The sequence below is a fragment of the Paludibacterium paludis genome (assembly GCF_018802605.1).
In the GTDB taxonomy this organism is placed as follows: Bacteria; Pseudomonadota; Gammaproteobacteria; order Burkholderiales; family Chromobacteriaceae; genus Paludibacterium; species Paludibacterium paludis.
The window spans coordinates 1,362,898-1,388,245 of the sequence record NZ_CP069161.1; the positions used below are offsets into that span (position 1 = coordinate 1,362,898).

Here is a 25,348-nt window from a genome sequence, read left to right on the forward strand (position 1 = left end):
AAGGAAAGAGCACAATGAGAGTCGGATTTGTCGGCTGGCGCGGGATGGTCGGTTCCGTGCTGATGCAGCGCATGCGCGAAGAGAACGATTTCGCCCGTATCGATGAGCCGGTGTTTTTCACCACGTCGAATGTCGGCGGCCGCGCGCCCGATATCGGCAAGGACGTCCCCGCGCTGCGGGACGCGTTCAGTGTCGACGCGCTGTCCGCCATGGACGCCATCGTCACCTGTCAGGGCGGCGACTACACTTCGCAGATCTACCCCAGACTGCGCGAGGCGGGCTGGAAGGGGTTCTGGATCGATGCCGCCTCCACGCTGCGCATGCAGGATGACGCGATCATCGTTCTCGACCCGGTCAACCTGTCGGTGATCGAGGCGGGACTCGCCCGCGGCGTGCGCGATTTCATCGGCGGCAACTGTACGGTCTCGCTGATGCTGATGGCGCTGGCCGGCCTGTTCCGGGAAAACCTTGTCAAGTGGGTCAGCGCCATGACCTATCAGGCCGCGTCCGGCGCCGGCGCGCAGAACATGCGCGAACTGATTTCCGGCATGGGCGCCATCCATGCCTCGGTGGCCGGCGAGCTGGCCGATCCGGCCTCGGCCATCCTCGATATCGACCGCAAGGTGTCGGACCTGCTTCGCTCGGACGCGTTTCCCCACGCGAATTTCGGCGTGCCCCTGGCCGGCAGCCTGATTCCCTGGATCGACAAGGATCTGGGCAACGGCCAGTCCAAGGAGGAGTGGAAGGGCGGCGTCGAGGCGAACAAGATTCTCGGCCGCTCGGACAACCCGGTCGTGGTCGACGGCCTGTGCGTGCGCGTCGGAGCGATGCGTTGCCACAGCCAGGCCCTGACGCTCAAGCTGACCCGCGACGTGCCGCTCGACGAAATCGTCGACATGCTCGACGGCGCGAGCCCCTGGTCGTCGGTGGTGCCGAACAATCGCGAGGAGTCGATGGCGCGCCTGAGCCCGGCCGCCGTGACCGGCACCCTGTCCGTGCCGGTGGGCCGCCTGCGCAAGATGGCCATGGGTCCCGCCTACCTGTCGGCCTTCACGGTGGGCGACCAGTTGCTGTGGGGCGCGGCCGAGCCGCTGCGCCGCATGCTGAGCCTGCTCGTGTCCCGCTAGCCGTCTATTCCGGCTTTCGCCACCCGGCGCAATGGCCCCTTCGCGGGGCCATTGTCATTTGCGCCTGCCTGGGGTTGACACCGCCGACTTTGCCGGCGCTGTCGCCGCCAAAAACCTCGTCCGGGACGGTAATTGTGCGTATCGCTCCGGTATCGGAGGCCTCCCCGGGTGCATTGTTGGCGAACAGCGCCTAAAATACCGCCATCGCGACTGCTGCCAGTCGACAATGTTATTGCTTCGGGGCGTCGCGGACGCCCCGTGCCCGTTACAGGAAACGCCATGTCCAGAATGATCCCCGTCGCCGTTGTCGGCGCGACCGGCCTTGTCGGCCAAGCCGTCCTCGATTTGCTGGCCGAGCGCCAGTTTCCCGCCAGCCGTGTGTTCGCCGTCGATGCCGGCGAGCAGGACGGTCAGACCGTGTCGTTCGGCAATATCGAACTGGATGTCCACGATGTCGAGGACTTCGCGTTCGATCAGGTGCGTCTGGCGATTTTCGTGGCGGGCGCAGATGTGTCGCGCCGCTTCGTGCCCGAGGCGGGCAAGGCGGGCGTCGCCGTGATCGACTTTTCCGGGGCATACCGCCTGGACGGTGATATTCCGCTGATCGTTCCGGAGGTCAACGGCGATACGCTGGCCGACTGGGAAAGCCTGTCGCTGGTGTCCCTGCCCAACTGCACCGTCGCGCCGCTGGCGCGCGCCCTCAAGGCGCTGGAAGCCCACGGGCTTTCACGCATCACCGTGTCCACCTACCAATCGGTGTCCGGCTCCGGACAGGCCGCCATGGAAGAACTGGCCAACCAGACGACGGCCCTGTTCAACCAGCGGGAGTCCGATGTCGCGGTCTACCCCAAGCGCATCGCCTTCAATCTGCTGCCCGCGATTGGCGCGATCGGCGAGGACGGCGTCTCCGACGAGGAGCGTTCGCTGATGCTCGAATTGCCGCGCTTGCTCGGGCGGACCGATCTGATCATCGAGGCGATGTGCGTGCGCGTGCCGGTTTTCTTCGGGCATGCCTGGTCCGTGCATGTCGAAACCGCTACGCCGCCCGATGCGGATCGTGCCCGCAAGCTGTTCGCGGCCGTCGGTTTGCATGTGGTCGATGAGCCGTCCCGCGAAGACGGGTTCGCCACGCCCATGGAGGTGGCCGGCAGCGAGGACGTGTGGGTGAGCCGGGTGCGCGCCACACCCCGCGGACTGGCGTTCTGGGTCGTGGCGGACAATGTCCGCGCCGGCGCCGCCCGCAATGCGGTGCGTGTTGCCGAAAGGCTGCTGGCGGACGGCAGGCTGGACTGACCCTGCCGCGGTTGTGGCCAAAATTCGTTGCCAGGCCTAAGATGGCAAAAAAATCTATCCGGAAGGTGGAATGTGAGTAAACGGGCCAACACGATTCGGACTTTTCTTGCCGCCGGCATGGTGGCGTTGTCGCTGCCGGCCTGGGCCGGTCTGGGGAGGGTCAGCGTGCTGTCCCGTCTCGGGGAACCCTTCCGCGCCGAGATCGCCCTGACGGGTATTTCCTCCGCGGATCTGGACGGCGCGCGCGTGGGTCTCGCCGATGCGGCCACTTTCCGGGACATGAACGTCGATCTCACTCCGGACGTGTCCGCTCTGCAGTTCTCTTTGCGCAAGACGCGGGATGGCGCCATGATCCATATCGCGTCGCGTCGCGCGATCAGCGAACCCTATCTGAGGTTCGTGGTGTCGGCGCGTCTGGCCTCGGGCACCGAGCACCGGGAGTACACCGTGCTGCTCGATCCGGCCGGTTACGCGGTGCCCGGCATCGGGCAGATCACCCAGGACATGCCCGACTACTCCGACACGGATCAGGCTTCGCGCTACACCCGCCGTCCGGCCAACGCCGCGCGCAAGAGCGCGGCCGCTGCCCGGTCCGCCGGACGCGGGCCCGGCCCGCACACCGCGAAGGGCGTGGCGGCATCGGCCGCGTCGGCGGCCAGGGACGTGACGGCCCAGCCCGGCGATTCGTTGCGAACCCTGGCGCTCAGGGTCAAGCCCGCGCGTGCGACGCTGGCCCAGACCATGGCGGCGATTTTCGCGGCCAATCCTTCCGCGTTCGTCAATGGCGACGCCAATGCGCTCAAGCCGGGCAGCACGCTGCGCATTCCCCCGGTCGCCGAGATGCTCGCGCTGTCACCGGAAAATGCCGAACGCCGCCTGAACGCCGGCGCCGAAAAACCGAAGATCGATCCTTCCAGCCCGCATGCCGCGGAAGGCGCGCCCAAACCGGCCGGCTCCCCGCCGGCCCGGGAGGCCGCACCGGCCAATCCGGCGCATGAAGCCTCTCAGCCCAACGCTGCCGAACCGGCCCATGCCGGGGCCGAGGCGTCGGCCGGCGCCGCCCAGATCGAGGCGCTGCGCGATGAAGTCGCGAAACGCGATGCCTCGCTCGGTGCCGCCCAGTTGCAGATCCGCGCGCTGGAGCGGCGTCTCGGTTCGATGCAGAAGCAGGCCAGCGCCGCCGCGGCGAGCGCCGCCCTGGCCGAAAAGGGCGCGGGCGGCTGGCGACGCTATTGGCCTCTCGTTGCCAGCGGCGCCGCCGGTTTTCTGGCGCTGGCCGGCTTTGCCGTCCTGCTCCTGAGGCGGCGCAAGAAGGACGGGGCGGGGAAGTCCGAATCCTCCGCTCCTGATGCGCCCCCCGGCGCCCCTGTGGCCGGTCCGGCCATGGCCGGCTCCGCCGCCGCGCCCGCGGCGGGTGCGGATGTCGATCCCCTGGCCGAAGCGGAGGTGTATCTGAGCTACGGCCGGGATACGCAAGCCGAAGAGATTCTGCGCGCGGCGCTGGCCAAGGATCCCTCGCGCCATGATGTTCGCATGAAGCTTCTGGAGATTTATCATCAAAACCATGACACCCCACTGTTCGCGCTGCACGCCCGGGAAATCCAGAAGGCCTTCGAGGGCCAGGGGCCGCTGTGGGGGCGTGTCGTGGTCATGGGCAAGGCTATCGACCCGGACAATCCCTTGTACGGCTCGGCCGAAGCCATGCCGCTTGACGAGCTCGAGGCCCGGCTGATGACGGAGGAGGAGGTGCCGGCCGCGGCCGTGACGGCGGCTCCGCCCGCGGCGGGGGACGCGCTCGACTTCGACCTGGATGTCGGGCTTGCCGAAGGCGATACGCCGGCCGCCGACGCGCCGGCCAAGGACGGAAACCTGCTGGACTTCGATTTTTCCATGGAGACCCCCGAGCCGGTGTCCGATGCGGGCGAGCCGCCGGCTGTGGCGGCGACAGCGGCCGCGGCGGCCGACGAACCGTCCAGGGACGACGATCCGTTCGCCGGACTCTACGCGCAGAACGAGACCGTCGCCGCGACCGAACCGGCCGGCGAGGACGCGATCCCGGCGACCTCTCTGGAGAACGATCCGCAGGCGGCCAAGCTGGATCTTGCGCGTGTTTACATGGACATGGGCGACAACGAAGGCGCCCGTGAAGTGCTGACGGAAATGCTGCCTGAAGCAACCTCGCTGATGAAAACCGAAGTCGAGGCTCTGCTCGAGCGTATTGGCCAATGAAACGGAATTTTGAACCGGCCCGCCATGCCGCGTCCCTGATGCTGCTCGCGGCGTTCGGCGCCATGCCGGGCGCGGCGTGCGCAGGTCTCGGCGCGATCCGCGTCGACTCGGCCGCCGGCCAGCCCTTCGAAGCCGATATTCCCCTGGTCGACGAGACCCTGCCGGACGATGCCGCGGTAACGCTCGCCGACCGCAACCGGTATGCGCTGATTTCTCCTTACAGTCCCTCGGCGGGCAAGCTGGCGTTCACCCTGCTGCGCCGCGCCGACGGTTCCGTGAGCGGCGTCAGGATCCGCGGCCCGGCGGCGTTCGACGAGGATCTCTTGCGCTTCGCCGTCGAGGTGAGCTGGTCGGCCGGACGCCTGGTGCGCGAGTTCGAGGTCGATTACCGCCGCGACGGTCCGCGCCGTTCGCCGTCCCGTGACGAGCCGGCCAAAAAAGCGCTGCCGCCGGCGCAAAAGAATCCCTGGCTCGGCAACCTGGTGCTGGGCGGAATGCGCGTCCTTTCCCGGCCGGGCGAGCCGTTTCTCGCCGATATCGAACTGGCCGGCACAGCGCTTGCCGGCGCGGCCGGGCAGGCCGAGTTGATGGTCGTGCCCGAGCTGGATGGCGGTGCCCTGGCTCGGGAACTGGCCGCGCGCGTCGCCGGAATGTCGGTTGAAAGGCTGCCGGCCGATGGCGCGCGGCTGCGTTGGCGGATCCGTTCGGAGATGGCGCTGGATGCGCCGGTGCTGGCCTTCCGTCTCGAAGCCCGGGTGGGCCGGCATGCGGTGACGCGCCGCTATACCCTGCTGCGCACGCGTGACGCCTGGGTCATGTCCGGCGAGGGGGGGCTGCGCTACCGGGTTCGTACCGGCGATACGCTTTCCTCGATCGCGGCGCGGCTGACCGGCGCGGCGCGCGGCGTCTCCATGGCGAAGCTTGTGGCCGACAATCCGGGTGCCTTCGTCGATGGCGATCCCGACCGGCTCAAGGCCGGCGCGCTGCTGCGTTACCCGGCATCCTGGGGAGCGGCCGGGAGCGAAGCAACACGAGCCGCTCCCTCGCCGCAGCCCGCCGCCGTGCCGGACCGCGCGGCCCCTGCGAAGAAGTCCGTCGCGGATCCCGAAGCCGAGCGCCTGAAAGCCAGGCTCGCCGGCCAGGAGGCGTTGTTGCGCGAAGCCCAGGCGCGTTCCGCCGCGCTCGAAGCGCGCATGCGCGACCTGGCTGCCCGTGAACGGCGCGCTGCCCGGCCCGAGGCGCGCGAGTCCGGGCAGGTCGCGCCGTCGTCCGATCCGGCATCCCTGCTGCTGTATGGAGCGGCCGGCGCCGCGGCGCTGGCCGGAGGCGCCGCGCTGGTGCGCCGCAGCCAGCCCAAACGGGACAAGGGGCGAGGCGAACCTCCTCCGGCTCATCCTGGTGCGTTGCCGGACAGTCCTGAGGACGCCGCCGCCGCGATCTCGCCGCAGGACATTCTTCGCCCGGAAATGCCGTTGCAGGTCGAAGGCTTTTTGCCGGATGAATTCGAATTGCCGTCAGCGAAGGAGGAAGGGCCGGGGACCTTGCCGGACAAGCAGGCGCTCGCCCGCTTGTATCTGGAAATGGGCGACTTCGAGGCGGCGCGCGCGTTGCTCGGGACCGCGCCGCCTCGCTCGCGTTGACTCCCGCGAACGTCCCGATTCTGATAGAGTGGGGGCTTTACCGCAGGGGTCGGGATGAGAATTGCGCTCGGCGTGGAATACGATGGCCGCGCCTTCGCCGGCTGGCAGACCCAGCCTCATGGCAATACCGTGCAGGATGCGCTCGAGCGGGCCATCGCGTCCGTCGCGGGCGAGACCGTCGGAACGGTGGCGGCCGGACGCACGGATGCGGGCGTGCATGCCCTGATGCAGGTGACGCACTTCGACACCGCGGCCAACCGGCCGCTGACCGCGTGGGTGAGGGGCGTCAACGCCTTCTTGCCGCAAGGGGTCGCCGTGCTGTGGGCCCGCGAAGTGGAAGACACGTTTCATGCGCGTTTCAGCGCGTTTTCCCGTTCGTACAGTTATTTTCTGCTGACCCATCCGGTGCGTCCGGCGATGCTGTCCGGCAAGATCGGCTGGTATCACCAGCCGCTCGATGTGGCGGCGATGCGCGATGCCGCGCGCGTACTGACCGGCCGGCATGACTTTTCCAGTTTCCGCGCCGCCGAATGCCAAGCCCGCTCGCCGGTCAAGAATCTGGAGCGCCTGTCCATCAGCGAAGAGGCCGGGGTGCTGCGTTTCGATCTGTGCGCTGATGCCTTTTTGCATCACATGGTGCGCAATATCGTCGGCGCGCTCCTTTACGTCGGCAAGGGCGCTCTGAATAGCGCCGATCTTGCCGCCTTGCTCGCCGCGCGGGACCGGACCCGGGCTCCGCCGACCTTCATGCCGGACGGCCTGTATCTGACCGGTGTCGGCTATCCGCAAGAGTATGCCTTGCCCGCGTCGGCGGACCCGGGCAGACTCATGCTATGGAGATAGCCATGACACCCAGAATCAAAATATGCGGCATAACGCGCGAAGAGGATGCGCGCGCGGCCGCCGCGCTTGGCGCCGACGCCATCGGGCTGGTGTTCTACGCGAAAAGTCCGCGCGCGGTATCGATCGAGACGGCGCGCCGTCTGGTGGCGGCGCTGCCGCCTTTCATGACCGTGGTCGCGCTGTTTGTCGATCCCGCCCCGGAAGAGGTGCGGGCAGTGATCGCCGCCGTCCCCGTGGACGTGCTGCAGTTTCACGGCGACGAATCCCCCGAGTTCTGCCGCGCGTTCGAACGTCCGTATCTCAAGGCGGTGCGGGTGCGGCCCGGAATCGACGTGGCGGCGCTGGCCGGCCGTTATCCGGATGCCCGCGGCATTCTGTGCGATGCTTTCGTCGAGGGCGCGCATGGCGGCACCGGAACGACCTTCGACTGGTCGCTGTTGCCCGACGCGCTGCCCTTGCCCCTGATCCTGTCGGGAGGTCTGGACGAGCGCAACGTCGGGCCGGCCGTGAAGGCATTGCGGCCGGCCGCCGTGGATGTCTCCAGCGGTGTGGAGTCGGCCAAGGGAATCAAGGATGCTGCCAGGATGGCAGCTTTTATTACAGGAGTCAGGCATGCATGAGTATGGTCTTCCCGATGCCCGGGGGCATTTCGGCCCTTATGGAGGCGTTTTCGTCGCCGAAACGCTGATGGCGGCGCTTGAAGAACTGAAGGCGGAATACGCCCTCGCCGCGAAAGACGACGCGTTCTGGCGTGAATACCGCCACGAACTCGCGCATTTCGTCGGCCGGCCGTCCCCGCTCTACCATGCGCGCCGATGGTCGGACTCCCTGGGCGGAGCGCAGATTTACTTCAAGCGGGAAGACCTCAATCATACCGGTGCCCACAAGGTCAACAACACCATCGGCCAGGCGCTGCTCGCCCGCCGCATGGGCAAAAAGCGCGTGATCGCCGAAACCGGCGCGGGACAGCATGGTGTCGCCAGCGCCACGGTGGCGGCCCGCTACGGCATGGAATGCGTGGTCTACATGGGATCCGAGGATATCAAGCGCCAGGCCCCGAACGTGTACCGCATGAAACTGCTGGGCGCCACGGTGGTGCCGGTGGATTCCGGCTCCCGCACCCTGAAGGACGCCCTGAACGAAGCGATGCGCGACTGGGTGGCGAATGTCGATTCGACGTTCTACATTCTCGGCACCGCCGCCGGCCCGCATCCGTATCCGATGATGGTGCGCGATTTCCAGAAAATCATCGGCACCGAGTCGATCGAACAGATGCGGGACATGACCGGCCGTCAACCGGACGTGGTGGTCGCCTGCGTGGGGGGCGGATCCAACGCCATCGGAATGTTCTATCCGTACATCGGCGTGGACGGCGTGCGTCTTGTCGGTGTGGAGGCCGGCGGAGACGGTGTCGCGACGGGCCGGCACGCCGCTCCCTTGTCGGCCGGACAGCCCGGCGTGCTGCACGGCTTCAAGAGCTACCTGATGCAGGATGCAAATGGCCAGGTGCTGGAAACACACTCGGTGTCCGCGGGATTGGACTATCCCGGCGTCGGCCCCGAGCACAGCTACCTGAAGGATATCGGCCGCGCCGAGTACACCTCGATCAACGACGATGAGGCGCTCGCCGCCTTCCATGACTGTTGCCGCATGGAAGGCATCATTCCGGCGCTGGAATCCAGCCACGCGCTGGCCTGGGCCGCCAGGGAGGCGCGCCGACTGCCGTCCGACAAGATCATTCTGGTGAACTTGTCCGGCCGCGGCGACAAGGACATCAACACCATTGCCGGCCTGTCCGGCATCACGCTGTGAAGGAGCCGTCATGAGCCGCATCGCTTCGTGTTTTGCCGCCCTGGCCGGCAAAAAGGCCCTGATTCCATTCATTACCGCCGGCGATCCCGATCCGGCGCTGACCGTGTCCCTGATGCACGCGCTGGTCGAGGGCGGCGCCGACATCATCGAACTGGGGGTGCCGTTTTCCGATCCGATGGCGGATGGCCCGGTCATCCAGCGCGCCTCCGAGCGCGCGTTGTCCAAAGGCGTCGGACTGAAGGACGTGCTGGACATGGTCGCGGCGTTCCGCGCCGACAACACGACCACGCCGGTTGTGCTGATGGGATACCTGAACCCCGTGCTGCGCATGGGGGAGCAGGCGTTTGCCGGGGCGGCGCGCGCCGCCGGTGTCGACGGTGTCCTGACCGTCGATTGTCCGCCGGAGGAGTCGGCGGGCCTGGGCCGGATCCTGACGGAGAACGGCATCGACCCGATCTACCTTCTCGCGCCGACCACGCCGCCGGAACGAGTGGCGCTGATCGCCGAACTGGCGCGCGGATATGTGTATTATGTGTCGCTCAAGGGCGTGACCGGTGCCGGGAATCTGGACATCGACGATGTAAAGCGTAAAATTGCGGCCCTCAGAGAACGGATTTCGCTGCCGATCGGAGTGGGTTTCGGTATCCGCGATGCCGCCACGGCGCGCGAAATCTCGGCGGCGGCCGACGCGATCGTCGTCGGCAGCCGGCTGGTACAGGAAATCGAGGCGGCTACGCATGAAACCGCCAAAGAGCGGTTAACCCGTCTGGTGGCCGAACTGAAGGTCGCCATCCTATAGAACAGACAAGGCGGGGACGTGCCCGGACGGCACGCTCCGGCCAGTGACCGACCCGGCGCTAGAGCGACCGGGACATGAATCAAGGAGTCAGCATGAGCTGGTTGAACAAGCTCCTGCCGCCGAAGATCAAGCGCGATAGTCGCTCCGACAAGCCTTCCGCCGTACCGGAAGGCTTGTGGAGCAAGTGCTCGGCCTGCGAGGCAGTGCTGTATTACACCGACCTGGAGAGCAATCTGCAGGTTTGCCCGAAATGTAACCATCATCATTCTCTGTCCGCCAGGGCGCGGATCGACATGCTGCTGGATGCCGAGGGCCGCTACGAGATCGGTTCCGAAGTCAAACCGGTCGATATTCTCAAATTCAAGGACAGCAAACGCTATCCGGACCGCCTGCTCGCCGCGGAGGAACTCACCGGCGAAGACGACGCGCTCGTTGTCATGCAGGGCAGCATCCAGTCCTTGCCCGCGGTGGTCGCCGCGTTCGAGTTCCGCTTCATCGGCGGCTCGATGGGGTCGGTGGTGGGCGAGCGCTTCGTGCGCGGTGTCCGCGCGGCGGTCGAGGCGCGGGCGCCGTTCGTGTGCGTATCCGCCTCCGGCGGCGCGCGCATGCAGGAGGGCCTCAACTCCCTGATGCAGATGGCCAAGACCAGCGCGGCGCTGGATCTGTTGACGCAGCAGCGTCTGCCGTTCATCTCCATTCTCACCGATCCGACCATGGGCGGCGTGTCCGCGTCCTTCGCGTTCCTCGGCGATGTGGTGATTGGCGAACCCGGAGCGCTGATCGGTTTTGCCGGTCCGCGCGTGATCGAGCAGACCGTGCGGGAAACCTTGCCCGAAGGTTTCCAGCGTTCGGAGTTCCTGCTGGAGAAGGGCGCCATCGACATGATCGTCGACCGGCGCGAACTCAAGGTCCGAGTGGCCGAGCTCCTGGCGCTGCTGATGAAGGAACCCGCGCTGCACTGACGGCGACGGGGTGCGTAAATGCAAAACGGCGGGGCCAGGGCCTCGCCGTTTTGTCGACCGCGGTTTTTCGGTCAGGACGCCCGGACGGCGCCCGAAGGAGGTGCCCCGGACGGTTTTTCCCACTCCTGGATGTGGTAATGCTGCCCCAGGCCGATCCTGTACAGCGACACCCGCAAGTAACTGTTGAACCATTGGGCGAAGTCCTTGCCGTTGCGGAAGCTGAACACGCCGGAATTCGGATCGAAGAAGGTGATTTTTCCTGTGCGTTCCCGATGCAGGGCGAGCGCATGCTGTTGCTGAAAATTTTTGCCGGCAAGAGCGATGATCTTGAACTCTTCTTCCTGCCCGCTCCAGGCTGATCCAGCCGTGTTACGCCCCTGCCCCAGCAGATCGTGGATCAGTTGGCTCGTTTCATAGGGTTGACCGCTGCCTCCTCCTTTGTTGACGGTACCCTTTTTCAATCCCGCCCCCTCCAGGGTGGCCCAGCCATCATTGTCGTGAATCTGCAGTTTCATCACCGTTTCCAATGCCTGCTCGTCGATTTTCTTGCCTGCTTTGTAGAGCGAGTCGAACAGGTTGTGTCCTTGCGCGCGTTCGGCGAGCCAGACCGCCGCCAGACCGCCGCAGATGCCTTCACGGGTATCTTCGTAGCGGTTTATGCGGCGAATGACTTTTCTGTGCATCTGGGAAAAGCTGGATTCGACCGTGCCATGGCACAGATGGGCTTCGTTGCGAACGATGAGCAGGGCCAGTTTGACCAGTGGTCGCAGTATCTCTTTTGCCGTGGAGCGCAATCCGGGAGTATGGGGGGCGCCCAGGCTCATTTGGGAAGTGTTGTAGGCGTGTTGCAGGCGCGACAAGCCGGATGGCCGGATCGGGGATGCCGCGCCGGAGGGTGGAGATCGACGGAAGAGTGAGCGGATGTGCATGTATGTGCCTCCCGATAAGGGTGTATGTGGTTTCCCCTATCTTGACTGCGACAGCGCGCATGCGCTTCCAGGAATCAACTTTCATGGCCGATGATTCCGTGGTGATTCTGTCATGCCGGAGAACCGCAAGCCGCGCGCCGTGGTGGCGCGCGGGCATGGGTGTCATCAATGCCGGGTCAGGCGGGCAAGGAAAGGCGCGAGCAGCGCGGTGGCCAGCGCAATGACACCGGTGACAACGCCGATTTCCATGAACACCCTGCTGTAAATTTGCAGCGTCAAGTGGGGGTCGGAAAGCCCCGCGGGAGCCGCGGTGAGGCTGGCGACCCATCCGGCCAGCACCGAAGCCGCCGCGGAGGTCAGAAACCACATACCCATGATGAAACCGGTCAGCCGCTGCGGCACCAATTGCGCGATCATCGACAGGCCCAGTCCCGAAATGAGCAGCTCGCCCACGCTTTGCAACAGATAGCTGAGCACCAGCCAGTTGGACGACACCCTTGCCGAAGCATCGGCCCAGCGGGCGCCGAGCGGCAAGACCAGGAAAGCCAGCGCGCAAAGCACCATGCCGATGGCGAATTTGTGGGGCATCGGCAGCCGGTCTCCTACCCGTGCGTACAGGATGGCCAGCAGCGGACTGGCCACCATGATCCAGAACGGATTGAGCGACTGGAATTGCTCGGGCTCGACCGCGAATCCCAGCAGGTTGTGGGTGGTGTTGTGGATGGCGAAGAAATTGAGCGACAGCGGCATCTGGTTGTACAGCACGAAAAACACCACGGCCTGCAGCATCAGAATCAGGGCGACAATCATCTTGCGGCGATCCACTCCGTCGAGCCGCCATGTTTCACGGGCGTACATCAGAAGGATGGCGCAGGAGATGAGTGCGAGAACAACGTTGGCGACCTGCTGATGCATCAAGAGCCAGGTCGAAACGGCCGCCGTGGCGATGATGCCGGCGATCACCTTGATCCATGTCGCGAGAGTTGGCCGACGAAAGTCCGCGTCCGATCCCACCTTCTCCACCCAGTGACGGCACAGCAGGAAGTTGACGATGGTGATCACCAGACCCGCCACGCTGAGCATGAAGGCGTGGCCGTAACCGAATCGCGCCGCAAGCCAGGGCGTGGCCAGCATGGAAACCAGGGATCCGATATTGATGGCCATGTAGTACATGGTGAAGGCGCCATCCAGCCGGGGGTCATTGTCAGCGTAGCAGCGGGCCAGCAGGGCGGAGGGATTGGCTTTGAAGAGGCCGTTGCCGACGGCGATCACCGCCATGCTGGCATACAGCCAGAGGATATGGTGTGTCGACTGCGTGAGCATGAAATAACCCAGGCACAGCACGATGGCGCCCAGCAGGATGGTCCGGCGTGTTCCCAGCACCTTGTCGCCCAGCCAGCCGCCCACGGCGACCAGACCGTAAACCAGCGCGACGAATGAGGAAAACAGCGTGAAGGCGTCGCTTTCCTTCATGCCCAGCCGGTTCACCAGGAACACGGCAAGAATGCCCTGGATGCCGTAAAAGCCGAAGCGTTCCCAGAATTCGATGGAAAAGATCAGGTAAAAGGGTTTGGGTTGCCGTAATGGGTTGAGAGATGTCATGAGCGCTCTCCGTGTCTTGCCCCAGAATGAGCGAGGGGCGTTTTGTTGTCGTCAGCTTGCATCATCCGGCGCAGACGCGGAGGACCCTATAGGACGATTCCCATAAGCGAAAACGGGAATGGTTTGAGCTTAGACCCGGACTGGCAGAAAGGACAGGTCATCGCCCGGTTGCCGATGCGCGAAAATGTTGCAGCGCGGAGAAAAAGCCACGCTTGATCAGTGGCTTAAACATGATTGAAATAGAGTGTTTCTAGACTGCACGGAATGGAAGGGGCAAGCCCTTCCGGGTGCGCCTCCCCCGAGGCATAGTCCGCAATAAGGAGGCATCCCATGCGAATCGTGACAATCGGAGCGTCGCTGATTGCTCTGGGCCTGATGCTGCCGCATGTGCAACTGGACGAACAGGCCCCGGCTTTCGTCGCCGGCGCCGTCGCGGGATACGCGATCGCGCTGTTGCCCCCGCCCGCACAGTGGAAGGCTTTGCTGGAAAAAGAGCTCGAACCCTGTCTTGGCTGGTTCAGCAATCTGTTCAGGTTGTAGGATACGGCGCCTGTTTCCTCAGCGCCCTCGCCAAGTGATTCACCCGGAAAGGAAAACCCCTGTTGCTCAGGGGTTTTCCACAGGGTTATCCCGTTATTGCTGTGGATAACCGTTTTCCAGCGCCTCGATTTCCTCTTGCAGCGCCAGCCACTCTTCCTCCAGTCGCTCCAGCTCGGCGCTCGCTTCGCCCTGGCGCTTCGCGCTGTCCGCCAGGCGCGCGCGGTTGTCGTCGGCGTAGGCCTCCTCCGAGGCCATGAACGCCTCCAGACCGGCCTTTTCCGTGGTCAGCAGCTCGATGGACTTCTCCAGCTTGGCAAGGCGCGCGAGCAAGGGTTTCTTTTGCTGCGACATGCGCTGGCGCAACTCCGCCTCCTGACGCTTCTGTTCCTTGCGGTTGGGCGCGGCCGTGTCGTCGGAGGACGGGCGCAACGCCTCGGCCTGGCGCGCGAGACGCCACTGGCGGTAATCCTCCAGATCTCCGTCGAAGGGTTTGGCCGCACCGTCCCCGACCAGCCAGAACGTGTCGGTGGTGGCCTCCAGCAGGGAGCGATCGTGGGAGACCACGAGCAGCGCGCCGGCGAAGTCCTGCAACGCCAGCGTCAGGGCATGGCGCATTTCCAGATCGAGGTGGTTGGTCGGTTCGTCCAGCAGCAGCAGGTTCGGACGTGTCCAGACGATCAGCGCCAGGGCCAGGCGCGCCTTTTCCCCTCCGGACATCGGGCCGACCGGACCGAGCGCGGCGTCGCCATGGAAATTGAAACCGCCAAGGAAGGTGCGCAGCACCTGTTCGCGCGCGTCCGGCGCGAGCCGCTGCATGTGGCCGAGCGGCGTGTCGTCCTCGCGCAGTGTTTCGAGCTGGTGTTGCGAGAAATACCCGACCTTGAGCATTTGCGCTTCGATACGTTCGCCCCGCAGCGGAGCCAGTTCGCCGGCCAAGAGCTTGACCAGCGTCGACTTGCCGGCGCCGTTCACACCCAAAAGGCCGATGCGGCTGCCCGATTCGATCGACAAGGACAGGTTGTCGAGCACCGGTTTACCGCCGTAGCCCGCGCTGATGGCATCGAGCCGCAATAGCGGGTTGGGCAGGGATTCGGGGGTTTCGAAGTGGAAATCGAACGGGGAGTGGACATGGGCCGGCGCGATCCGTTCGAGTTTTTCCAGGGCCTTGATACGGCTTTGCGCCTGGCGCGCTTTGGTGGCCTTGGCCTTGAAGCGGGTGATGAACGACTCGAGGTGGGCGATCTGGCGCTGCTGCCGTTCGAAATCGCCTTGCTGGCGCGCCAGTTTTTCGGCGCGCAGGGTTTCGAACTGCGAGTAGTTGCCGGTGTACAGGGTGAGCGTCTGGTTGGCCAGTTCGACAATGTGGCTGCAGACCGAATCCAGAAAATCCCGGTCGTGCGAAATCATCAGCAGGGTGCCCGGATACCCCTTGAGCCAGTCTTCCAGCCAGAGCACGGTCTCGAGATCCAGGTGGTTGGTCGGTTCGTCCAGCAGCAGCAGGTCCGAGCGGCACATCAGCGCCTGGGCAAGGTTCAGGCGCATGCGCCAGCCGCCCGAGAAGCTCGCGACCTCGCGCTCGATGGCGTCGTTGGCGAAACCGAGGCCGGAGAGCAGGCGGGCGGCGCGGCTGCGGGCCGACCAGGCGTCGATGCGCGCGAGTTCCGCGTGAAGGTGGCCGATGGCCACGCCGTCGTTGTCGCGTTCGGCCTCCGCGAGGCGGGCTTCGAGTTCGCGCAGCTCCCGGTCGCCATCGAGCACATAATCGATGGCGCTGACCGCGAGCGCGGGTGTTTCCTGGGCGACATGGGCGACCACCCAGTGGGGAGGCAACAGCGCTTCGCCCTGATCGGCGTGCAATTGGCCCATCAAGAGGGCGAACAGGCTGGACTTGCCGGCGCCGTTGGCACCGGTGAGGCCGGCCTTGCTGCCCGGGTTGAGCGTCAGGGTGGCGTTGAGAATGAGTTCTTTGACGCCGCGGCGCAGGGTCAGGTTTTTAAACTGAATCATGGAGTTGTTAAAGAGCGGGCAGGCTGGACAGGTCCCAGCGGGGTTTCACGGTATAACCGCCCGGCGCGCGGGCGTGGGCGAGGCGCATCGCGCCGGCGAAAGCGATCATCGCGCCGTTGTCGGTGCACAGCGCGATCGGCGGATAGAACACCTCGAAGCGGCGCCGTTTCGCGGCGTCGTCAAGGGCGGCGCGCAACTGGAGGTTGGCGCCCACGCCGCCGGCCACGACCAGGCGTTTCATGCCGGTCTGTTTGAGCGCCTTGAGGGATTTTTTCACGAGGACGTCGACGATGGCTTCCTGGAATGCGCGGCACACCGCATCGCGCGTGGCGTCGTCCATCGGCTGTCCGTCGGCCTCGAGGCTCTTGACGAGCGTCAGCACCGCGGTTTTCAACCCGGAAAAACTCATGTCCAGATCCGGGCTGTTGAGCATCGGCCGCGGCAGCGTGAAGCGCGCCGGATCGCCTCGCATGGCCAGGCGCGACAGGGTCGGCCCGCCGGGGTAGTCGAGCCCCAGCAGTTTGGCGGTCTTGTCGAACGCCTCGCCGGCGGCGTCGTCGAGCGTCTCGCCGAGAATCTCGTAGTCGCCGATGCCGCGCACCGCCATCAGTTGGGTGTGGCCGCCGGAAACCAGCAGGGCGACGAACGGGAACGCGGGGCGCGGGGTGGCCAGCAGCGGCGAGAGCAGGTGCCCTTCCAGGTGGTGCACGCCGATGACCGGAATGCCAAGGCCGAAAGCCAGCGAATTGGCGACGCTCGCGCCCACCAGCAGCGCGCCGCCGAGTCCCGGCCCTTCGGTGAAGGCGATGGCCGACAGGTCGGCGAGCGAGCGTCCGGCATCGGCCAGACAGGCGCGGGCAAGGGGAACGACGCGGCGGATATGGTCGCGGCTGGCGAGCTCCGGCACCACTCCGCCATACTCGGCGTGCATGGCCATCTGCGTGTGCAGGTGATGCGCGACCAGCCCTGCATCGGTGTCATACAAGGCGACGCCGGTTTCGTCGCAGGAGGATTCGATTCCCAGTACCAGCATTGAGGTCATCTTACATAACAGGACAATCTTTCCATTGTACCGGCTAATCTTTGAGCGCCCAAATCCGCGGTGGTAATCTCGTTGCCTTGCCAACAAGGAGAAAGCGCCATGAAAGCGGAGCTCAAATGGATTGACGGAGTATGTTTTCTGGGGGAGAGCGGCAGCGGTCACGCCGTGGTGATGGATGGCGCCCCGGAAGGCGGCGGACGGAACCTGGGGCCGCGCCCGATGGAACTCGTGCTGCTCGGCACGGCCGGGTGCACCAGCTACGATGTCGTGACCATCCTGAAAAAATCGCGTCAGGATGTGCGCGATTGCCGTGTGCTGATCGACGCGGATCGGGCGGACAGCGATCCGAAAGTGTTCACCCGGATTCATTTTCATTTCATCGTGACCGGTCGGGGAGTGAAGCCCGATGCGGTGAGCCGGGCCATTTCCCTGTCCGCCGAAAAATACTGTTCGGCGTCCATCATGCTTGGCAAGACGGCAAGCATTACCCATGATTTCGAAATTCTCGAAAGCGATTGAGTCTCCCGGGGTCGCTTCTGTGGGCGTGTTCCTCCCGAGAGCCTCGATGATTCTTGAGGCACCGGAAAGCGATACGGTGAGTTGTGTAGGATTTATCTTTATTGACTGGTCTAAATTCTGTTTGATTGTAGGTGTTTGATGGTTGTCCGGGCGGGCGAACGCGAGCCCGACGGGGACGAAGTAGGATTTTTCATTTCGCCAAGCCTGAGGCCGCGCCGCCGCCAAGCGGCGCGCAGGCCGGAAAGTGTGCATGAAAACATCCTCCTACGTTCTTTCCCCCCGCGTTCTCGCACGGCTCGTCGTGGCGACCGCCATGCCGTTGGCCGGAGCCGCGTTCGCGTTGACGCCGGACACTTCGGCGCATGTCGGTTACGACAACCTCACCGGAAAGGAAATAACCTACCGGGTCTTGCCGGATGGCGAGGCGCTGGCTTACGGGGATATCCGGATCGGTTCTCACGCGCAGATCCAGCAGCATGGCATCGATACGCTGAATGTCTATCCGCAGATCGACTCGCCCAGAAAAAAACGCGCGGTCTGGCGTCCCAGCGGGACCGCCTGGCCGGACAATATCGTTTATTACGAGTTCGACAGCGATGTCGACCGGCAGACCTGGGACGCCATGCTGGCGGCTATGCGCCACATGGAAGAAAGGACCGCGGTCCGTTTCGTTTCCGATGCCACCCAGCCTTATCGCCTGAAGATCTTCGCAAAGCCAAAGCGGGGCGTGGTGTGTGGAACCTCGTTCCTTGGGCGGCTCGGCCCGCGCTCTCAACCCCAGGCCCTGACGATTTCCTGCCCGGATATCAGCACATCCCTTCATGAGCTGATGCATGCCCTGGGTTTCCATCATGAAGAGATGCGGCGCGGGAACGAGTCTGCGCCGCCCGATCCGGACTCCGTAGTCCGGGCGATCAAGCAATCGTCATACCGCACCCTCTCCGCCGGCGACATCGCCGGTATTCACCGGTATTATCCGTTTTCCCCGACCACGCCTGCGCGCCGGCCGCATCCGGCTTACCGCCCGCCCGAGCCCGGGCGCGAGCATCCGGTCGCGCCCCGCTCGGATGTGAAGGCGGTGTACCAGCTGGTGTCCCAGCGAAAGAAGGAGTGTCTGATGGCCTTCGGTGATGGCGAAACCGTGCCATGGTTTTATGGCGCCAGCGGAGTGGGCACGATGGCGTGCCGGACCGGCATGCTCCAGCAGCAATGGCGTTACCGGCTTGACGGGCGGATTCAGAGCGTGGCGTATCCCGCGTTCTGCCTTGGCGCCGACGGGGCCGGCCATGTCGGGCGCGGCCGCCGGGGGAATGTGTTGAAACGGTGCGACAGCGCCGCATCGTTGCGCTGGTCGGTGAGTCAGGCGCGGATCATCGATCACGACGCCCCGGATGCCATGCTGCAGCCCGTGCCGGGCGGTGTGGATGCCAAAGAGGAGTCCCTGACGGACGTGCCGCTCTCGTACTGGTATTGGGTCGAGGTGAGCCCGGATCCGGCGTCCTCTGTGCCTCCGGCGGCGGTTCCGCCGTCTGCCCGCGTTCCTGTCTCCCCCTTGGCACCCCCAACGGTCCTCCCGATCAGCCTGTCCGGTCATTCGGGAGCCGGCAGGCTGACGGCCAGCCCGCATGACCGTCCGGCGGCGGGTCTGCCGCTCGCGGATCATCGTCTGGAATACCGGCCGTTGATCAGTGCCCGCGACGGCCAGTGCCTGACGGCCATGGCCATGCTGCCAAGCCATGGGAGGCGCGGTGGAAAAGAACGGGCCAGCCTGCAGCCTTGCCGCGCCGGTTCGGAGCACCAGTCCTGGGTGCGCTTGCCCAATGGCTGGATCAAGAACCAGCGCTCGCCTGGACTTTGTCTTGCCCTCACCGGGATCGGCGCCGCGCCCACGCGCCAGGTGGTGGTCGGCGCATGCGAGGCGCGTCCGTTGTTTCAGTGGCAACTGACAGGCAACCAGTTGCGGAATGTGACCGCTCCGGGAACGCCGTTGGCCAATAGCGGCGCTCCGGCGGTGCCGGGGATCCGGGCTCCGGGGAATACCGACCCGGCATGGATCGGCTGGCGCTGGGGTGAACCGCAACGAGCGGCGGATCCGCGGCCGGCGGGATCTGTGGGCGGGACAAGCGCGGGGACCGCGCCGTTCCGGGGCCTGGGTCTGCCGAAGTGAGAATGCGCAATGCTTGTCAGCGCGGGGGGAGGGTGAGAGCGATTGTCGCCGGCGCCATGGCGAGCGGACCGTGGGCATCCAGGTCGGCGATGCTGCCGATGCGGCTCAGAGGTGGCGGCTTGGCGCTGACGGCCTTCCGGTGAGCGAATCGACTCGCCGGCGTCCGGGCAAGGCGAATCCGGGCCGGACGCCGGCCGGTCCGGAGTATGCGGAGGTCAGTCGACAAAGCGGCTGTCCTTTTGCAAGGAAGAGGGCAGCACCAGCCGGTGGCGCGCCAGGGCCGCACGGGAGAACAGTAATACGCCGCCGCCCAGTGTGACCGGAAACAGGTTGCCGGGCGCCTGGTGCCGGAACAGGATGTTCTGTGCCAGCCGCGCGGCGGCCACGCCCTGATCGTGTCCGCTCAGCACCAGCCCGCCGGCGGCCCGGTTCGCGCCGACGGCGAAATCCCAGAACCCGAACAGCGGCAGCGGGCTGTTCGCCGCCGTCCATTCGATCACCCTGGCATCCGGAACGATGGCGCCCGATGTATCGCGCAAAGTTTGATATAGCCCCGTCCAGATCGCCTGGTAGCGGCCGGGCGCATCGCGCACGAGGCGCTGCCACTGTGCGAAGTCGCTCGCCATGACCAGATCGATGTCCACATCGCTGATCCGCAGGCTGCCATGGTCGGCGAACATTTCCTCGCGGATCACCTCGGAGGTCAGATCGCTGTCGAACAAGACCAGTGCCCGTTTAAGATCGGGCACCACCTGCTTCATGATGAGGATGTTGCGCCGGATCAGCGGACGCTCGAGCACTCCCGTGACATTGGCGGGGTTGCCCGGCAGGTAATCGCGCGGGTTGCGGTTGATGCCCAGGTAGACCACGGGAAGCGCGCGGCCGGCCAGCCTGGCGCCGACATACTTGAGCGCGGCATCGTCGCCGGTGATCACAAGATCCGGCTTGTCCGCTTCGATGCGGTGCAGCGCCTCGCGGGCCCTGACTTCGTGCATCGGGTGGGGCAGGCGCTTGGTGTCCATCTGGAAGAATTCCAGCCGGACCGAGGGGCCGAGGGTTTCGGCCAGGGCTTCGCGATAATCGTGCGACCACGCATACTCGGCGTGGTAACTGTCGATGACCAGTATCCGTTTGACCGGTTCCGCGCTCAGCGGCAAGACGGCGCAGAGCAGGATAAGTATCGTCGGCAGGCGGATCCGGTTCATTGTTTATTTCGTGAGCATGGATATTTCATTTGTTTAGTATAGGTTGTTCTGACCGGCCTGCCGCTGTCCTGCCGTCCGGGGCGGCAATTCTTGCCGTATTTCCCGCTATTGTTGCCAGGCTATTTGGCGATGTGTTGGGAATTTCCTTTTTTTTTCAGCGTGTTGCCGGTGGTTTTTTATGTTGGCACGGTTCGTGCTTCTGATGAGGGCATTCAGGAGAGACTTCCATGCTTGACAAGATTGCCAGGGCTTTCGATTTCCAGCAGCGCGCACTGAACCTTCGTGCTTACCGTTCCGAGGTGCTGGCGAGCAATATCGCCAACGCCGACACGCCGTATTACAAGGCAATGGATCTGGATTTCCGCTCGGCCATGCTGTCGGCCGGCAATGCCCAGTCGTCGCTGGCGCTCAGCCGCACCGACGCCCGTCATTTCGGCACCGCCGAGGGCGGCGGCAAGGATTTCTCGTCCGGTCTGATGTACCGCAATGCCGTGCAGCGCAGCCTGGACGGCAACACCGTCGACATGGACGTGGAACGCGGAGCGTTCGCCGAGAACGCGCTGAAGTATCAATCCACGCTGACCTTTCTGAACAAGCGGATCAGCGGTCTTGCCGACGCCATCAAGGGAGGTCAGTAATCATGTCGCTGGAAAACGTTTTCTCGATCTCCGGCTCGGCGCTGACCGCGCAGTCGATGCGCCTTAACGTGGTGGCGAGCAACATCGCCAACGCCGAGAGCGCCACGAGCTCCACCGGGGAACCCTACAAGGGCCGTCACGTGGTGTTCACCGCCATTCCTGTGACCGCCGCCGAGCCCAAGGTCGCCGGGGTGAGGGTGACTTCCATCGTCGAAGATACGACGCCCCCGCGCCTGAAGTACGACCCGGGCAATCCGCTGGCCGACGAGAAGGGCTATATCCGGATGCCCAATGTGAATCCGGTGGAAGAAATGTCCGACATGATCTCTTCGGCCCGGTCCTACCAGACCAATGTGGAAATCATGAACACCGCCAAGACCCTGCTGCAGAAAACCCTGCAGCTTGGCCAGTAAACCAGGAGAGTGAAACATGGCGAGCAGCGTGACCAACGATCCGGCGAGCAATCCGTACAGTGTCGTCAACGGCAATACGACAAGTTCCGGTACCGCCGCCAACAGCGCCCAGGGCATCCAGGACCGCTTCCTGAAGCTTCTGGTGACGCAGTTGCAGGCGCAGGATCCGATGAATCCGATGGACAACAGCCAGATGACCAGCCAGATGGCGCAAATCAGCCAGGTGTCCGGCATGGAAAAGCTCAACCAGACCATGCAGACCATGCTGTCCGCCCAGATCGCCTCGCAATCGCTGATGGCGACCACCCTGGTCGGCCGTCAGGTGTTGTCTCCGGGCAATGTGCTCAACAGCGCGGGCGACGGCGCGACGCTCAGCGGCGCCGCCACGCTCGACGCCGATGCCAAGAAAATGACCGTCACCATCAAGAACGAGAGCGGTGTCACGGTCAACACCATCGACGTGACGAGTCCCGCGCCCAAGGCCGGCATGAACAACTTCACCTGGAACGGCAAGGACATGGCCGGCAACATCCTGCCGTCCGGCAAGTACACCTTCGAGGTGACCGCCACCAAAGCGGACGGCACCTCGGCCAAAACGGTCGCCTACACCACGCAGAAGGTCAACGCCGTGGCCTGGGACAGCTCCGGCATTCCGCAGCTGATTCTTAACGACGGCACGCGCGCCAAGCTGGCCGATATCGCGCAAATGAGCTGACGCCGGTACCCGGTATCAAACAAGGACGACGAAGATGGGTTTCCAACAAGGTCTGAGCGGGCTGTCGGCCGCCTCCAAGCAGCTTGATGTCATCGGCAACAACGTGGCCAACGCCAGCACGGTGGGCTTCAAGCAGTCGCGCGCCGAATTCGCCGATATGTACGCGACCAGTTTTTACGGGGTGGCCAGCACCGCGGCGGGTATCGGTGTGAACACCGCGGCGGTGACCCAGCAGCATACCCAGGGCAACATCACGCCGACGGCGCGAAGTCTGGACATGGCCATCAACAATAACGGCTTCTTCATCGTCAAGGCCGGCGCCTCGACGGCGAACAGCGCCGGCACGATCTACGCGACCCGCAACGGCCAGTTCCAGGTCGATCAGCAAGGATACATCGTCAATACCAGCGGCGACCGGCTGCAAGGCTGGACGGCCAGCACCGGCGGCGTGGTGACGCAGGGGCCGGTCAACGATCTGCAGCTGCAGACCGCGCTGATCAACCCGAAAGTCACCTCGGCGGTGGGCATGGGCGTCAACCTCGATTCCCGGATGACGCCGACGGCGGGGACAACGCTGGATCCGACCAAAACCAACACATTTAACTGGTCTAATGCCACAACGGTGTATGACAGTCTGGGCAATCCGCACAATCTGACGCTGTATTATCAAAAGGCCGCCCCGACCACGACCGGCACCGACTGGGTCGTCAACGCCTATGTGGACGGCAATCCGGCCACGGCGCCCAACACCTTCACGCTGAACTTCAACACCAACGGCGCGCTGACCACCACGGCGAAATTCCCCGTGTCGTTCACCCCGGCGCCGGTCAACGGTTCGGCGACTCCGGTGTCGTTCACCGTCGATTACACCGGCTCCACGCAATACGGCCAGAATGCCGGCACCACGTCGCTGACCAACGACGGCTATGCGCCGGGGACCCTGCGCGCCATCAATATCGACAAGACCGGCATCATTCAGGCGACCTACACCAACAGCCAGACGCGCACCATCGGCCAGGTGGCGATCGGGAACTTCACCAACCCGCAGGGTCTGCAGCCGTCCGGCAACAACCACTGGGTGGAGACCTATTCGTCCGGACCGATGCAGATCAACGCGCCAGGATCCGGCACCGCCGGGCTTTTGCAGTCCGCGGCGCTGGAGGATTCCAACGTGGATCTGACCACCGAACTGGTCAACATGATCACGGCGCAACGGTTTTACCAGGCCAACGCCCAGACCGTGAAGACCCAGGACCAGGTCCTGCAGACGCTGATCAACCTGCGCTGACCGATAGGATACGCTGATGGACCGCATGCTTTTTCTGGCGATGACCGGCGCCAAGCACGTCGAATGGCAGCAGGCCACCACCGCCAACAACCTGGCCAACGTCAACACCAACGGCTTCAAGGCCGACCTGGTGTCGTTCCGCGCGCTGCCGGTCGTCGGCGACGGCGCGCCGACGCGCACCTATGTGGTCGACAATACCATCGGCCACGACATGCGCCAGGGCAGTCTGCAGGCGACCGGCAACGAGAGCGACTTCGCGCTCGGCGGTCCGGGGTTTTTCGCGGTGCAGGGCGCCAACGGCCAGGAGGCCTACACTCGGGATGGCGGCTACGTGCTCGACAGCACCGGCATGCTGCGCACCCGCACCGGTCTGCCGATTCTCGGCGACGGCGGCCCCATCACCGTGCCTCTGGGCACACAGGTGCAACTGGGATCGGACGGCACGGTGTTTTCCGTGCCGCTGTCGGGCGCCGACCGGACGCCGCAGCAGGTCGGGCGGATCAAGATGGTCAATCCCGGCGAGCGCGATACCTACAAGGGCGAGGATGGGCTGTTCCATCTGAACGCCGGTGGCGTGGCGCCTGCCGACGAGAACATGAAGATGGTTACCGGCATGCTCGAAGCGAGCAATGTCAACGCGGTCGATGCTCTGGTGCAGATGATTTCCCACGGGCGCCATTTCGACCTGAACATGAAAATGATCCAGACCGCCGATCAGAACGATCAGCGGGCGACGCAGATCCTGGCCGTCAACGGCTGATCGCCAACGTAAAGAGAAAAGGCAGGCCCCGCCATGATGCGAGCCCTCTACATCGCCAAAACCGGCATGGATTCCAGCCAGTTCCGTCTGGACGTGGTGTCCAACAACCTGGCCAACGTCAGCACCAAGGGTTTCAAGCGCGGCACCGCGGTTTTCGAGGATCTGTACTACCAGACCCTGCGCCAGCCCGGTTCGCAATTGCCCAACGGCGCCAATCTGCCCACCGGCCTGCAGGTCGGCACCGGCTCGGCGCCGGTGGCGACCGCGCGCATCCACACCGAGGGCGATCTGCTGCCGACCGGCCAGTCGCTGGACTGGGCGATCGTGGGGGATGGCTTCTTCCGTATCCAGATGCCGGACGGCACCACGGGCTACACCCGCAACGGCGAGTTCAAGCGCAACTCCAATGGCGACATCGTCAATCCCCAGGGGCTGCAGCTGAATCCCAATGTCAATATCCCGGCCAACGCCACCGATCTGTCGGTGTCCCAGTCGGGCGTGATACAGTACAAGGTGCCCGGCAACCCCGCGCCGCAGACGGCCGGCAATATCCAGCTGACCACCTTCATCAACCCGCAAGGGCTGCAGAGCATCGGCGACAACCTGTATCTGCAGACCGCCGCGTCGGGCGATCCGCAGGACGGGGATCCGGCGACCGACAACCGCGGGCTGATCCGCCAGGGTTTCCTGGAAAACTCCAACGTCAACGTGACCGAGGAACTGGTGAACATGATCACCGCGCAGCGGGCTTTCGAAATGAACTCCAAGGCCATTACCACCTGCGACCAGATGCTGCAGCGTCTGACGCAGCTGTAAGC

Annotated in this window: 24 protein-coding genes; 18 read left to right on the top strand and 6 right to left on the bottom strand. The window is 64.8% G+C overall.

The annotated features are described in order from the left end of the window. Nucleotides 1–14: 14 nt before the first annotated feature. The 9 genes from asd to accD all read left to right on the top strand — a co-directional run bounded on the left by asd (nucleotide 15) and on the right by accD (nucleotide 10,705). The gene (gene asd / locus JNO50_RS06265) at nucleotides 15–1,127 is read left to right on the top strand and encodes an aspartate-semialdehyde dehydrogenase (RefSeq protein WP_189531195.1); all 1,113 of its coding nucleotides are present in this window, start codon (nucleotides 15–17) and stop codon (nucleotides 1,125–1,127) included. A gap of 279 nt (nucleotides 1,128–1,406) precedes the next feature. Then, nucleotides 1,407–2,420, top strand: a complete 1,014-nt coding sequence (locus JNO50_RS06270; RefSeq protein WP_189531193.1) for an aspartate-semialdehyde dehydrogenase — start codon at nucleotides 1,407–1,409, stop codon at nucleotides 2,418–2,420. A gap of 72 nt (nucleotides 2,421–2,492) precedes the next feature. Beyond that, on the top strand, nucleotides 2,493–4,649 hold the full coding sequence (locus JNO50_RS06275) for a motility hub landmark protein FimV (protein ID WP_189531183.1): 2,157 nt from the start codon (nucleotides 2,493–2,495) through the stop codon (nucleotides 4,647–4,649). Continuing rightward, nucleotides 4,646–6,289 carry a type IV pilus assembly protein FimV gene (locus JNO50_RS06280; protein WP_189531181.1) on the top strand — a complete coding sequence of 548 codons (1,644 nt, stop codon included), beginning with the start codon at nucleotides 4,646–4,648 and terminating at the stop codon, nucleotides 6,287–6,289. The genes JNO50_RS06275 and JNO50_RS06280 overlap by 4 nt, the downstream gene beginning before the upstream one ends. A 54-nt stretch (nucleotides 6,290–6,343) precedes the next feature. Next, nucleotides 6,344–7,132: a tRNA pseudouridine(38-40) synthase TruA gene (gene truA, locus JNO50_RS06285; RefSeq protein ID WP_189531179.1), complete on the top strand. Its 789-nt coding sequence runs from the start codon at nucleotides 6,344–6,346 to the stop codon at nucleotides 7,130–7,132. A gap of 2 nt (nucleotides 7,133–7,134) precedes the next feature. Continuing rightward, the gene (locus JNO50_RS06290; protein ID WP_189531178.1) at nucleotides 7,135–7,752 is read left to right on the top strand and encodes a phosphoribosylanthranilate isomerase; all 618 of its coding nucleotides are present in this window, start codon (nucleotides 7,135–7,137) and stop codon (nucleotides 7,750–7,752) included. Then, the gene (gene trpB / locus JNO50_RS06295) at nucleotides 7,745–8,944 is read left to right on the top strand and encodes a tryptophan synthase subunit beta (RefSeq protein WP_189531176.1); all 1,200 of its coding nucleotides are present in this window, start codon (nucleotides 7,745–7,747) and stop codon (nucleotides 8,942–8,944) included. The genes JNO50_RS06290 and trpB overlap by 8 nt, the downstream gene beginning before the upstream one ends. A 10-nt stretch (nucleotides 8,945–8,954) precedes the next feature. Beyond that, entirely contained in the window at nucleotides 8,955–9,743 is a 789-nt protein-coding gene (gene trpA, locus JNO50_RS06300; RefSeq protein WP_189531173.1) for a tryptophan synthase subunit alpha, read from the top strand. A 92-nt stretch (nucleotides 9,744–9,835) separates the two neighbouring features. Next, complete coding sequence (gene accD, locus JNO50_RS06305) at nucleotides 9,836–10,705, top strand: acetyl-CoA carboxylase, carboxyltransferase subunit beta (RefSeq protein ID WP_189531171.1); 870 nt, start codon at nucleotides 9,836–9,838, stop codon at nucleotides 10,703–10,705. A 71-nt stretch (nucleotides 10,706–10,776) separates the two neighbouring features. On the opposite strand, the gene JNO50_RS06310 is transcribed toward accD, so the two are convergent. Then, nucleotides 10,777–11,634 carry a YopT-type cysteine protease domain-containing protein gene (locus JNO50_RS06310; RefSeq protein WP_189531169.1) on the bottom strand — a complete coding sequence of 286 codons (858 nt, stop codon included), beginning with the start codon at nucleotides 11,632–11,634 and terminating at the stop codon, nucleotides 10,777–10,779. Nucleotides 11,635–11,799: 165 nt separating this feature from the next. Continuing rightward, nucleotides 11,800–13,236, bottom strand: a complete 1,437-nt coding sequence (dtpA, locus tag JNO50_RS06315; protein WP_189531167.1) for a dipeptide/tripeptide permease DtpA — start codon at nucleotides 13,234–13,236, stop codon at nucleotides 11,800–11,802. A gap of 330 nt (nucleotides 13,237–13,566) precedes the next feature. On the opposite strand from dtpA, the gene JNO50_RS06320 reads away from it, so the two are divergent. Continuing rightward, on the top strand, nucleotides 13,567–13,776 hold the full coding sequence (locus JNO50_RS06320; RefSeq protein WP_189531166.1) for a hypothetical protein: 210 nt from the start codon (nucleotides 13,567–13,569) through the stop codon (nucleotides 13,774–13,776). Nucleotides 13,777–13,869: 93 nt separating this feature from the next. Here the strand turns inward: JNO50_RS06320 and JNO50_RS06325 are convergent, their stop codons facing one another. Both JNO50_RS06325 and tsaD read right to left on the bottom strand, forming a co-directional pair. After that, entirely contained in the window at nucleotides 13,870–15,783 is a 1,914-nt protein-coding gene (locus JNO50_RS06325) for an ATP-binding cassette domain-containing protein (protein WP_189531164.1), read from the bottom strand. A gap of 7 nt (nucleotides 15,784–15,790) precedes the next feature. Further along, nucleotides 15,791–16,816, bottom strand: a complete 1,026-nt coding sequence (gene tsaD, locus JNO50_RS06330; RefSeq protein WP_189531162.1) for a tRNA (adenosine(37)-N6)-threonylcarbamoyltransferase complex transferase subunit TsaD — start codon at nucleotides 16,814–16,816, stop codon at nucleotides 15,791–15,793. 108 nt (nucleotides 16,817–16,924) lie between these two features. Here tsaD and JNO50_RS06335 point away from each other — a divergent pair, with 108 nt between their 5' ends. Both JNO50_RS06335 and JNO50_RS06340 read left to right on the top strand, forming a co-directional pair. Next, nucleotides 16,925–17,344 (top strand): OsmC family protein, encoded by a 420-nt coding sequence (locus JNO50_RS06335; protein ID WP_189531160.1) that lies wholly within the window; start codon nucleotides 16,925–16,927, stop codon nucleotides 17,342–17,344. Nucleotides 17,345–17,594: 250 nt separating this feature from the next. Next, complete coding sequence (locus JNO50_RS06340) at nucleotides 17,595–19,511, top strand: M12 family metallopeptidase (RefSeq protein ID WP_189531157.1); 1,917 nt, start codon at nucleotides 17,595–17,597, stop codon at nucleotides 19,509–19,511. Nucleotides 19,512–19,527: 16 nt separating this feature from the next. Here JNO50_RS06340 and JNO50_RS06345 read toward each other — a convergent pair whose 3' ends face one another. Continuing rightward, nucleotides 19,528–19,737 carry a hypothetical protein gene (locus tag JNO50_RS06345; protein WP_189531156.1) on the bottom strand — a complete coding sequence of 70 codons (210 nt, stop codon included), beginning with the start codon at nucleotides 19,735–19,737 and terminating at the stop codon, nucleotides 19,528–19,530. After that, nucleotides 19,727–20,716: an ABC transporter substrate-binding protein gene (locus JNO50_RS06350; RefSeq protein WP_189531153.1), complete on the bottom strand. Its 990-nt coding sequence runs from the start codon at nucleotides 20,714–20,716 to the stop codon at nucleotides 19,727–19,729. The genes JNO50_RS06345 and JNO50_RS06350 overlap by 11 nt, the downstream gene beginning before the upstream one ends. A gap of 227 nt (nucleotides 20,717–20,943) precedes the next feature. Here JNO50_RS06350 and flgB point away from each other — a divergent pair, with 227 nt between their 5' ends. From flgB to flgG, 6 genes are read left to right on the top strand one after another with little or no spacing between them, the layout of a single operon-like run. Next, a complete protein-coding gene (gene flgB, locus JNO50_RS06355; RefSeq protein ID WP_189531151.1) occupies nucleotides 20,944–21,354 on the top strand; it encodes a flagellar basal body rod protein FlgB in 411 nt (136 codons plus the stop codon). A 2-nt stretch (nucleotides 21,355–21,356) separates the two neighbouring features. Then, nucleotides 21,357–21,767 (top strand): flagellar basal body rod protein FlgC, encoded by a 411-nt coding sequence (gene flgC, locus JNO50_RS06360; protein ID WP_189531149.1) that lies wholly within the window; start codon nucleotides 21,357–21,359, stop codon nucleotides 21,765–21,767. Nucleotides 21,768–21,783: 16 nt separating this feature from the next. Beyond that, the gene (locus tag JNO50_RS06365) at nucleotides 21,784–22,482 is read left to right on the top strand and encodes a flagellar hook assembly protein FlgD (RefSeq protein ID WP_189531148.1); all 699 of its coding nucleotides are present in this window, start codon (nucleotides 21,784–21,786) and stop codon (nucleotides 22,480–22,482) included. A 34-nt stretch (nucleotides 22,483–22,516) separates the two neighbouring features. Further along, complete coding sequence (flgE, locus tag JNO50_RS06370; protein WP_189531145.1) at nucleotides 22,517–23,770, top strand: flagellar hook protein FlgE; 1,254 nt, start codon at nucleotides 22,517–22,519, stop codon at nucleotides 23,768–23,770. Between the two features lie 16 nt (nucleotides 23,771–23,786). Then, a complete protein-coding gene (locus JNO50_RS06375) occupies nucleotides 23,787–24,530 on the top strand; it encodes a flagellar basal body rod protein FlgF (RefSeq protein ID WP_189531143.1) in 744 nt (247 codons plus the stop codon). Between the two features lie 33 nt (nucleotides 24,531–24,563). Continuing rightward, nucleotides 24,564–25,346, top strand: coding sequence for a flagellar basal-body rod protein FlgG (flgG, locus tag JNO50_RS06380; protein WP_189531141.1), 783 nt, complete (start codon nucleotides 24,564–24,566; stop codon nucleotides 25,344–25,346). Nucleotides 25,347–25,348 lie beyond the last annotated feature (2 nt).